This window comes from Dyadobacter sp. LHD-138 (genome assembly GCF_030929615.1).
In the GTDB taxonomy this organism is placed as follows: domain Bacteria; phylum Bacteroidota; class Bacteroidia; order Cytophagales; family Spirosomataceae; genus Dyadobacter.
Genome location: NZ_JAVFVU010000039.1, coordinates 1 through 11,643, shown reverse-complemented (window position 1 = coordinate 11,643; position 11,643 = coordinate 1). Strand labels below are relative to the sequence as shown.

Here is an 11,643-nt window from a genome sequence, read left to right as displayed (position 1 = left end):
GTGTTAAGTTTTTATTTACAATCGCTTCACGGTTCCCATAAAATTCTTTACTTTCTGAAACATAGAAACCTGTTTGGATGCTTTGTTTAATATGGACCATTCGTACGAAGGAGTTAGCCTGAAAAACAATTTCATCGCAAGTATACGTGGAATGATATTCGCCTTTCTTAGAAACTGATAGGGTTGTATTTTTTCTAATGTGTTAATATCAAAATTTGAGTCGCTGATTGAAACGTATTTTTCATTTATCGCTTTACTATAAAGTTGTTTACCTTTCAGCGTCCGCGTCATGATCAAACTTTGGCCTGGGCGTTGTTCAAAGCTGGGGTAACCATCTTCTGATTCTTCCCAAGCATCGGCACACACAATATCCGCTTGTTCTCCGGTGCCATCAGGACAAATTTTACATCTGAATTGAAGGTGTCTGTTCAAAATATTTCCCCAGGAATCATTGTAAGTCATTTTGAATTCCTTTCCCTCCTTATCTGTTATTTTAAAGTATCCCGGCCAGCCCTCTCCCCGATATCTGAGCGAAGAAAGGTTTTTTGGATCCGCTCCTAAACTCTTTATACTGGCTTCTGTGCCTTTCATACTGGGAACACCAGCACAAAAAAATGAAAGCAAGTATTTTATGCCTTTGCCTTTTTCAGGAAACAACTGCTGGTATTTGCGAACCGCTGCTATCTCGCATGGCTTGGCTATAATAGCAATGGATGAAAAAGTATCTAAAATTTCATCCAGGTTAATCAGCGTAGCAGAAGGCGCATATCTGGATCCGGCATTATTCATTGCGTTCTCCCGGGAGCTACTTATTTTATATTCTGTTAAAATCGGGGTAGTTGTCGATTGACCTGCGTGAAGTACTATGTCCACCTCTCCTGACTCGATAAGATAACTGGCCAGGGCCGTTAGTACACCACCAGATGAACCTTGCTCACGTATTTTTTTATCTTCTGCATAACCAGTCACAATCTGATTGTATTCACCCCAGATCGGATGGCTGATGTTACCAATTTCTTTTGGTATGTCATTTTTAATAGTTACACCGGGGCAAAAAGTATTAAGTTGACTTGTTTCTTGATCGGTCAGTGAATTAAGCTGCATAGGCCGTAAAAATCCCTTTTCATCCAACCGAATTTGCACTTTGGATTCAAATACACTTTCGCATAGACCACAGCCCACGCATAAATCATTTTTTAAAACCTTTTCAATTGACATAAAACCTTTATTTGATCAAAAAAATACTATTTACTATGACTGAACAAGGTATTAAATGACCGAAAAATGAACGAGCTCTTCATTAACTTGTGTCAATTCTTCTCTTATTTTTGCTCTTCCGTGAATAGTGGAAAGTACTTGATCGACAATCTGACCAATATTTTCAGCGTGTAAAGAAGACAAATCCAGAACTTGCTCCTTTTGATTGAAATTAGCAAATGTCCCTTCAAATTTATAACTATAAGCCAAGCCGATCGTTGGAACAGAGGTGGATAAACCTGCTATGCAAGAATGCATGCGCGATCCTAAAAAGAAATCACATTGTGAAATGATATATTTTAACTCCTGGGCATTATAATCACCTTCCAGGATAGATACAAGGTCATTTGCTGAAAAATCTTTTTTCAATTCTTTAATTGCCAACAGATCATCCTCTCCGTTCGGTGTTGTGGGATTGTATGTATGCGGAACTAAAAGAACCGGATAATCCAATTTCATTAAGGCCTTGATAAGTTGATGGATGAATTCCTTATAGTTATCATATTTTCCTTTCATAGAGGCATAACTATTGAAATACATGAGCCCGTTAATATTCAGACCAATAGTTGCTGGTGGCACCGACACCGAAGGAACAAATTTTGGTTGCATAAATACAGCCATGTCTTTGTGAAGTTTGTATTTAACTGGTATACTATCCAGAAAGTTAAATGCCTTGGTGTCCCTTACGAAAATCTTATGACAACGTTTTAAAATATACTTACCCAGATAGGTGCCAATTGGAGTTTTAAAAGGACCAATGGTTTGAGGCAAAAATGTTAACTTTTTACCCAGAAGAAGAACCAGATAAGAATCACAAAAATGTCTGACAATTCTCCGAAGCCCGTAGATGTCACTGAATGAGTCTCCCTCGTTAACATTAAATACCAGATCCTTGCTCATAATAAGTTTTGCAAACTCATTATTGGGCTGGATCTTGAACAGGCTTAATAACTTGAATTGGAAAACATACCAGATTATAGTCCGCAACCGGATATTGTATACATCGATATTTTTTTTGCCTCCATTATAATCAAGACTAAAATTGCTTTTCCAGGGGCCGGTTTTTACACAAAGTATACTAATGTTACTGTTCGGTCTTTCATTGTAAATAATGGTAGCTGCACCGATTCCAAGAGCATTTACGCCTCTGTTATCACTATTAAAGGAGACTCCTAATAATAGAAAGTTATTGCCTTTGTTATCTTTATCAACCAGGTGTACTGACATAAATCAAAAGTTTAAATTTTTTTAGGTTAATCTTGAAATAAGTATAAATGCCATTTGATAATTACATATACCGGAAAGTATCCACGGAATACATATATTTAATTTTCTGTTTAAATTGATGTTTATCCTGCTCATAAATAGTGCTGTTTGTAACTATCGACTGATATTTCTCTTCAAATCTATATTTTAGGATTTTAGAGAGGTTTCTACCTACCACACTTCCAGTACCAATAATTGCTCCATTTCCAAAGCGTTTTACATTTGGCAGTATTATTGCGTTTGCTCCAACCCAAACATCATTTTTAATCGTAACTTTAGTTCTCTTAATTTTCTCTTTGCAACCATATTCAGGGAAGGGTTATATAGAAAGGGATGTGTGGAAGCCCATTCTATTCCATGATTTCCATTAAACATCCTTACTCCAGGCCCAAAGGAACAATACCTGCCAATGGTGGTTCCATTTGAAATTCGCGCAGTATCAAAGTATCCATAAGAATATTGTCCAATTTTTAGGTTGTATTCTTTCTGAAAAATTGTGCTGAGAATCTGCGATTCCATCTCCCTCCTTTTAAGTAATCTGATAATAAGTTTTTTGATCAGTGAAAGAGCATATTTAAAACTGAATACAACTAAATTATCAATTCTGATTATGGCCATCTTTTTTAAATTTTGATCTGTTTATAGGGGGCTTCGTTTTTATTGTCATACAGAAAAGAGCCGGGTAATTTATTTTTCAATTATTTTGTGTTTGTCAGCAGCCCCAGTTTGTGCAACATTAAAAAATTACGGACAATTACGTATGAGTAAGTCAAAAATATGGTCAAAACACCACCCATACTTCCCCAGTAATGAATCAATACCCAGCCAACCAGAAAAGAGAAGAAAATAATTTCTATCTGAATCATTAATTTTTTCCGTTGAAAGTTTTTAGCACTTAAAACACACGCCAGTACCCCGCTGATAGTCTGAAGAATGTTAGCCAATATCATTCCAATAGTGATCATATACAATCGGGAAAAGTTTTCGCCCGGATAAAGTAAATTAATAACAAAATTCCCTATCAGAATGAAGGCGCACAATATGGCGATATTAAAAATCGTCAGGATTTTAATATTGCTTATAAGAATAGGTTTAATATCTTGGCTACTAATGAGTTTTGGTAGTATTACCTTGATCTGAGATAAGGCAACCACCAAACATGCGGAAGCAATAGTGAAACCAAGATGAAATTCTGCAATTGACTTGTTATCCAGCATTAAGACAACCAGCAGGGGGACCAATCTCATATAAATTGGCACCGTTACATAATTCAACCCGTAATAAATTAAATCCTTGTCAATAGGAGGGGGGATTTTAAACTCAGAACCGGTGAAGATTTTACCGACTATTGGAATGATTTGAATTACTGTTAAAATCAAAGAAATCAAAATAGCCCCGAAAAGAAACGCTTCTATTGAAATATGTTCAACCCAAAGAACACCAATTAAAAATACAAAGCATGCGGAGTATACAAAATTGATTTTGGCCAGGCGCCCAAACAAATTGTATTTTTGATACCAGGGAAGTAAAATTTCATTTAGCACTGTATCGAAAAATATTTTCCCGACGACCAACATAAACAACAAACTATAACCTAATAAGTGACCACCAGTGATAATAATACCCAGAACCAATGTAGCCACACCCAAAAAAAATGAGATATAGTTTTCAATTTGGATCGATCTCCTGACCGATTGGATTAAGCTGTATTCACTGAACCCAAAGTTTCCGGCAAGCAAAAGATAGGTTCCTATATTTAAATAAGATGCATAATCAGCATAGACGTCGGGTAGAGTAAATTTGGCCAGAAGTAAATTGATCAAAAAACCTAGTCCTTGTCTGCCGAGAACAGAGGCAGTATAAACCGCATTGGCGGAAAGCCCCGGGAAATGCACGGATTTAGTTAAATATTTGAATTTAGATACTTGGTTCATTTTTTATTAAGTTAACCGGTTCGTCATTTTACCAATTCCGGCATCTCTTTTTCTAATCGTTCATATAATGCTTTAACCCCTTGCGAATTGCTCTTTGCCAACACCAGTATACTGTCAGCAGTTTCTACAAGAACCAGATTATCCACGCCTAGAAACTCGACATGCTTCGTACAACCAACAATCATGTTATTTTGAACGAAACGGTGATCTTCCCCTTGTTCTCGCCAATGCTCCCATATGGATTCAAAAGATCCAAGGTCGGACCAGCCAAAATTGGCCTGCACTACCTTAATTTTTTCCGACCGCTCCATCACCGCATAGTCAATGCTTTTGGAGGGAATTTGCATTGTTTCTTTTTCCTGAAGGAAACTGTCTTGTTTACTTTCCCAACACGTTAGAGAAGTTTTCAGGATTTCAGGTTCTAAATCGCTTAATTCTTGTAAATAAGTGCTTGCTTTGAAACAAAATATGCCGCTGTTCCACAAGAAGTTTCCCTGGGTTAAAAAAAAACGAGCAATTTCCATATCTGGCTTCTCCCTGAAAGACAACACTTCGTTTTCGTTGTATTCTATATAGCCATAACCAGTTTCTGGTTTGGTTGGTTTAATTCCAAAAGTAACGAGATAACTCTCTCTTGCTAAGTCGATTGCTTCGGAAATTGCCCGAGCGTAAGCCACTTCGTTGGTAATAATATGATCGGACGGGGTTACAAGAAGAATGTCGTCGGGTTGTGCGGCTAAAGCTGCGAAGACAATGGCCGCGGCAGTGTTGCGAGGTGCGGCTTCAATGATTTCGGTAAATTCGGGTAAACCAGCCCGAATCATATCTGCCTGGGATAAAAGATAGTTATCTTTATTGCCAACAATGATTGTGTTGTCTACAAAAAGTTTGTTCCGTTCGGCTGTCAGTTGGAAAAGTGACTTGTCGCCGAACATCGGGATGTATTGCTTAGGCATTGATTTGCGGGAAACGGGCCACAAACGACTGCCTATACCTCCGGATAAAATAACATGTATAACGCTCATAAAAAGATGTATAGTTAGAAACCGTTAGTCGTTCATTATCATTGTAGGTGCACTTTCTTGACTGTCAATATCTACACAGATCACCTGATTGCCGGTTTCTGCAAAACAAGTGCCCGTAACCAAGCCTACATAGCCGGTTCCAACTACTGCAATTTTCATCGATATAAGGAGGTTAGTACTTTGAAACGGACAGGTGAAACCGGTTTTGTCTTCGGATTTCACAGCAAGACGCGTGTAGACCATCCAGCGGTCTGCATGCGTCTTTTGTTTTGCGATAGGTTTCTTGTTTCATATATAACGTTGAGTAAAATGGTCACTTTAAGTTTTTTATCAGGCAGACTTGGGCTATGCGAACATAGATACGGTACAGATATTTCAAAGGACTACTGAAAATAATACTATTTTAATCGTATTCAAAATGTATTTACAATTTCTTGTTTTAGTTCAATAGATACTTTTACAAATTCAAATTGAAAGAGGTAGTTATTGGAATTTTACATTTTTATTTTAAGATAGTCTTCAATGCCAATATGATAATTATGCCAAAAGAATATTCCGCGTCTGCTGATCCGGACGATGTGCTGTCCTGTTTCAACTTGTAGGGTAAGTCATCAGTTTGTTGTTGAAATACCCTACAAATTTGTCGTTATACTTTTCCGACTAGTTTTTTTAAACGGTACCCGACGTTCTGCACTTTGGTTTCTTGATCATCACCATAATACCCGTATCCGTATCCTCCGTACCCATATCCGTACCCGTACCCGGCTCCGTAATTGACGCCGTTGAATATCACGGATAGATTTGAGAAACGTTTGGCGCGCTGTAATTCTCCAATGCGTTTCAGATGGTCGACCAGGGTGTAATTGTAGCGAACCAGATATAGGGTTGCATCTACATGCTCGGCAATCAGCGAGGAATCCGTTACCAATCCATAAGGAGGGGAGTCGATCAGAATGTAATCATACTCCTTGCGAAGTTCCGCCAATAACAACGGCAGGCGCCCATTACTTAAAAGTTCCGATGGGTTGGGCGGGATCGGCCCACTGGTTAATATATCAAACTTCGGATGGACAATCGTCGATTGAATAAAGTCAGATGGTTTTCCTTGTCCAATCAGACAGTTCGACGCACCATACTGGTTAGGCACCTGTAAACGGTCATGTAGCGTAGGTTTGCGCAGATCCAGACCGATCAGTAGTACACGTTTGTCAGAATACGCCAAACTGGCTGCTAAATTGATACTGACAAAACTCTTTCCTTCGCCGCCAATGGAGGAGGTAAACATGAGAACTCTGCAACTACCGTCTCCAAGGTACTGGAGGTTTGTTCGAAGGGCTCTGAATTGCTCCGCCACGGCGCTCCGGCTGGTCATTTTAATGATGGCATCCTCACCAGGTTCGCCTTTGGCTGTTTTCATGTGACCAATTTCACCAAGAATAGAAGCGTGGGTCGTTTTTTCTATTTCTTCCCGGTTTTGAACCGTATTGTTTAACAGAAATATCAGGTTGATTAAAAGCAGCGGAATGGCGATTCCTGCGGCTCCAGCGCCTGCCCAGATCAGCGATCTTTTTGGTTTGATGGGTTTATAGGTCGAGATTGGTGCATCGATCAAACGGCTGTCTGTAACAGTGGAAGCGTACATCAAAGCAGTTTCTTCTCTTTTTTGTAATAGGTAAAGGTATAGGCCTTCCTTGATGCTCTGTTGCCTTTTGATACCCACGTACTCACGTTCTTTTTGCGGGATACTTCTCAGACCGGCAGAGAAACGGGTATTGATCCCCTGGAGATTCTGTTTGGTTACATCCATCCCCCGGCGAAGGTTCTGTACGTTTTCCCGGATCGCCTGGCGGGTGCCGTCCAGCTGTGTGTTGATGGTTTGTAAAAGGGGGTTGTTGGCCGTCGTGGTACGTGCATACCTTTCGCGTTGCAATTCCAGTTCATTGAATTTGGTCAGCAGGGATACCAGTACCGGATCATTGATCATGTAGGTGGCCGGTGCTACTGCGCCGTCTCCAGCATTTTTGATGTAACTGTCAACACTTTCCAGAATACTGATCTGGGTGTTTACTTCATTGAGTTTGGCATCATTCTCCTTGATGTTTTCCAGGAAAAGCTGAGATTCTGCGCTGATGTCTGTGATTCCCTTGTTGGTTTTGTAGGATTCTACATCCCTTTCGACATCACCCAATTCGCCGGTGATCAGTCCCAGACGGGTTTCGATAAATTTAAGGGTATTGCTTGCCTCGCTGTTTTTATCGCTTAAAGACGATTGTACATACACATCGAGTAATTTATTCAGCACATCCTTGCCTCTCTGAACAGAGACGTCTTCATAGGTCAGCTCAATAACAGTACTTTTAATGTTAGGCTGCTGCACCGTCAGGCGTGATAACATGCCCTCAGCAAGATTCTTCACATCACCAAAAGAGACCTTGATGTCGGTAAATTCACTGGGCTTGCCTTTAGATACAATAAATGCACCCCAGGCGTTGTTAAAGCGTTGCCCGAAGGTATGTAATTTGTCTTCGTCATTAAAGGTGAAGTGGGTACTGTCTGCCATGTGAATAACAAGTGGCTCTTCAAGTCCTCGTTCTGTCACAATTTCAGGCTTAACGATCACGGGGCTTTCCTGATACAGATTGACTGTTCTTAGTCCATCTTTGCTCGTGTAGGCTACATCCAGGCTCAAATCTTTAATCACCTGTTCCATCAGGGTTTGGGATTTAAGGATTTCCAGCTCGTTTTCAACGAGTTTGTTCCCGCCGAATTGGTTGCTTAATTCTGATAAAATGTCTCCCTGGGATCCACCCAGACCTTTTTTCTCATCCTTGATTAAGATACTGGTTTTAGCGCTATATACGGGCTGGGTGATCTGCAGATAGAAAAAAGCGGCAGTCAGCGTCAGCGCGATAAAAATGGGGAACAGATACCAATACCGCAAATAACGACGGATGTAGTCCTGTAAATTAAATTCCTGCTCCTCGTCTTCTAAAAAATCCTGTGACATTCTGTTGAGATTTCGGTCTGTACTAATTGATACTATTTCGTAATGTTAAGAATCAGGATGCCCAGGGTGCTGATTCCGCCCACGATGGTGGCAATCAGCGGCACGGTTCTGACGCGGCTATCGGTATCCAGCATTTTTGATTTAACAGGTTCTACATAGATGACATCATTTTTATGCAGATAATAAAACGGAGAGTTGAAGATGTCCCTGGATGTTAAGTCGATTCTTGCATATTCCCGTTTCCCATTTTCTTCTCTGATGATCATGACGTTGCTGCGGTTACCGTAAATGGTTAAATCACCGGCAAGACTTAGAACCTCCGGCAGGGTAATCTTTTCATCAGGAATGACATATACGGCAGGTAATTTCACCTCACCAAGTACGGAAATTTTAAAGTTCAGGTTTCGAACCATCACAGATGGTTCCTTTAAGAAATTTAGAAGTTTATGACGGATGGTATCAGCTGCTTCGGTGGTGGTCAAGCCTTTGATTTTCACTTTACCAATCATTGGCATTTCAATAAAACCGTCTAAATTCACTAAATAACCTAATGGCTGTAATCTTGCACCACTGCTGTTGGCCGAGTAGTTGGCACTCGCGGTCATCGCCGTATTGGCTGTGTTGAACATTTCGTTCGCTTCCGAGTTTAAACTTCCTACCACGATTGAAAGCAGGTCATTACTTTGAATTGTCGGTATATAATTCTGCACTACATCCTGTGAAGAATGTTTCTGGGTGTCTCCTTGGAAATATACAATTGATTTGGGGGATACGCAGGATGAGGTCCCGCCCCATACGGCTATGTAAAGTAGTACTATTAAAACGCTGTATCGGGCCAATACGGAATTCATGTTCTTCATAGGTTGAGATTAAATTGGTTGTTTGTTAATTATTAACGGACTGATATGTACATAATTAAACAAGCAAGACGAAATAATGATAAAAGAGGTATAAAGGGTCGATTTCAGGTGTTTTAGTATCTGTAAAATCTTGTAATCACGGCAAAGTTATATAAACTTATTTTTAATGCTACTAAATCATATTAAATATTTCTATCGCCCATGTAGAATAAATACTAATTGGTTAACTTATTGACTTAGAAGTTTTTCGTTTTGGAAAGGGTACTTCGTTAGCCAGGACGCTTTATCACTCTTTGCGATCAAGTCTAAATGCTGCATGCGGTGGGCATCGGTTCCCAGAAAAGTGATAAGTTCATTTTTCAAGAGCCATGTTGCCATTTTATGCACATTTTCACCGTAGTAACCGCCCAGGGATAGTATGTTGACTTGCAGTTCGCAGCCCTGATCGCAGTATTTTTTATAAACAGACGGATCAGCATAGAAGTATGTGTAACGTTCCGGATGTGCCAGAACGGGTTGATATCCTTTTTCAATAATCTTAAAAAGGGTTTCGGAGGTATTCATCAGGGGGGTGGAATAGGGAAGTTCCACCAAAAGCCGGTTTCCCGGTAAAGTTAAAAATTGCTTTCCAGTGTTCAGGATTTCCATAAAATGCTCGTCGATAAAATATTCGGCGGCGGCATTTACTTCAACCGTTAGTCCGGCAGTCTTACAGGCCAGTCTGACATCTTCAAGACCGGATAATATCGTTTCAGGCGAATTTCTGTAACAGTCCCACATCACGTGTGGGGTGGTATAGATGCGCGAATAACCAAGTTCCTGCATCTTTTGTACCATTTGTACGGCTTCTTCGACGGTTTCTACACCATCGTCAATGCCAGGAATTAAATGAGAATGGATGTCCATTCCAATTCGTCCCAGATTTATTTCTTTCTTCTTTTTATCGAATAACCAGTTGAGCATAGGCATTATTAATGTCCTGAAAAAGCCACACCACGGACATGTCGCAATGGGTGCAATTACTTTATTCAGGAATATTGTGTATCTAAGGGTAGAGCAAATTTAATGCAAAAAATGGCAGAAAAAGCAGAATATTGCTTGGAATATTTCAATAATAATACAAAATTCATAATTTCTTGATCTCTATTGAAGTATTCCGCTTTTTTTCTGCACTAAACATTTTTCGCGTAAACTTGTAAACTGAATTTCAGTACCCCGTAGACTTACTATGACTTTTTACATCGTTAAAATTTTACAAATAATACCGGGTCACAGCAAAATCCTGTTTACACTTATAAAATCCGTGCCAGACATGGGCAGTGATGCCTGCAACGGTTCAATATGTTTTGACGTAATCACGATACAGAGGCATCTTTCGTCTTTCGTCCGTACATCACCTGGTACAATTATGGGAAAAGTTCTATTCATGATTGGGCTCGTCTTATTTACTTCTGTGGTGTGTTGCGGACAAAAGGTGGATTGTGGCAACATTGGCTTTGAGGAAGGTGCCGCCAATGGCTGGATACTAACGAATGGTACGGTGGAAGATGCCGGATCCACTGTGGTTTACGGCAATGAAACGACAGGCATATACGCAAATTGGCATTTGGTTACACAGGAACGATGCTTTTCAATATCCTTGCTACCGCGCGGCGGACCCCAACGAAATGTTCCTATTACAACAAAAATAGGGAAACATCCTTTATCTCCTTGTCCCATCGGCACATTGCGTTGGTAGAAACTTATTGCGGTAATACTCCCCGATTTGGGTATAGTTGGGATAGTTAATTCTGTCATACCGGATCCGTTCTGTGTTTGCATTAAAACTATGAGTGTTTAACAACCGGCTACGCTACCCGAAGATTTTTTAACATTTCATTATCCCACATTTCACCCGTCGTTGAAGATTCTTTTCATTCCTCATTAATTTAATTGGCTATATCAATACCACGAAACGTTCCAATGGAACGAAAGCCACATCGATCTATCCATGCTACCGCGCGGCGGACCGCCAACGAAATGTCCCGATGGGACAAAGACATTCGGATGTTTCGGTGTTTTTGTTCCAATAGGAAGACGAAAGCCACATCAATCTATTTATTCGACCAACGAAATGTACCGATGGGACCAGGACATTCGGATGTTTCGACGTTTTTGTTCCAATAGGATATTTGTTTGGCGGTCCGCCGCGCATATCTTTGAAGTTCTTTGAAATTGTTGAGAAAAGTGCAATTTTGAGATAGTTGTTTAACAGGGTTGGACAGCAGCCCGTGTTTCGCCGCTGACACGTTTTT

General features: G+C 40.1%; 8 protein-coding genes and 1 pseudogene. All 9 read right to left on the bottom strand.

The window, feature by feature from the left end:
- Positions 1 to 15: 15 nt before the first annotated feature.
- Entirely contained in the window at positions 16 to 1,218 is a 1,203-nt protein-coding gene (locus RB622_RS24390; RefSeq protein ID WP_308049353.1) for a Coenzyme F420 hydrogenase/dehydrogenase, beta subunit C-terminal domain, read from the bottom strand.
- A gap of 51 nt (positions 1,219 to 1,269) precedes the next feature.
- Complete coding sequence (locus RB622_RS24385; protein WP_308049352.1) at positions 1,270 to 2,484, bottom strand: polysaccharide pyruvyl transferase family protein; 1,215 nt, start codon at positions 2,482 to 2,484, stop codon at positions 1,270 to 1,272.
- Between the two features lie 270 nt (positions 2,485 to 2,754).
- Positions 2,755 to 3,141 carry a hypothetical protein gene (locus RB622_RS24380; RefSeq protein WP_308049351.1) on the bottom strand — a complete coding sequence of 129 codons (387 nt, stop codon included), beginning with the start codon at positions 3,139 to 3,141 and terminating at the stop codon, positions 2,755 to 2,757.
- 80 nt (positions 3,142 to 3,221) lie between these two features.
- Complete coding sequence (locus tag RB622_RS24375; RefSeq protein WP_308049350.1) at positions 3,222 to 4,457, bottom strand: hypothetical protein; 1,236 nt, start codon at positions 4,455 to 4,457, stop codon at positions 3,222 to 3,224.
- A gap of 23 nt (positions 4,458 to 4,480) precedes the next feature.
- Entirely contained in the window at positions 4,481 to 5,482 is a 1,002-nt protein-coding gene (locus RB622_RS24370; RefSeq protein ID WP_308049349.1) for a mannose-1-phosphate guanylyltransferase, read from the bottom strand.
- A gap of 54 nt (positions 5,483 to 5,536) precedes the next feature.
- Positions 5,537 to 5,641 (bottom strand): annotated as a pseudogene (locus tag RB622_RS24365) (hypothetical protein); the annotation flags it as partial.
- 487 nt (positions 5,642 to 6,128) lie between these two features.
- Positions 6,129 to 8,489 (bottom strand): polysaccharide biosynthesis tyrosine autokinase, encoded by a 2,361-nt coding sequence (locus RB622_RS24360; protein WP_308049347.1) that lies wholly within the window; start codon positions 8,487 to 8,489, stop codon positions 6,129 to 6,131.
- Positions 8,490 to 8,521: 32 nt separating this feature from the next.
- The gene (locus RB622_RS24355; RefSeq protein ID WP_308049346.1) at positions 8,522 to 9,349 is read right to left on the bottom strand and encodes a polysaccharide biosynthesis/export family protein; all 828 of its coding nucleotides are present in this window, start codon (positions 9,347 to 9,349) and stop codon (positions 8,522 to 8,524) included.
- Positions 9,350 to 9,577: 228 nt separating this feature from the next.
- Positions 9,578 to 10,312: a CpsB/CapC family capsule biosynthesis tyrosine phosphatase gene (locus RB622_RS24350; protein WP_308049345.1), complete on the bottom strand. Its 735-nt coding sequence runs from the start codon at positions 10,310 to 10,312 to the stop codon at positions 9,578 to 9,580.
- Positions 10,313 to 11,643 lie beyond the last annotated feature (1,331 nt).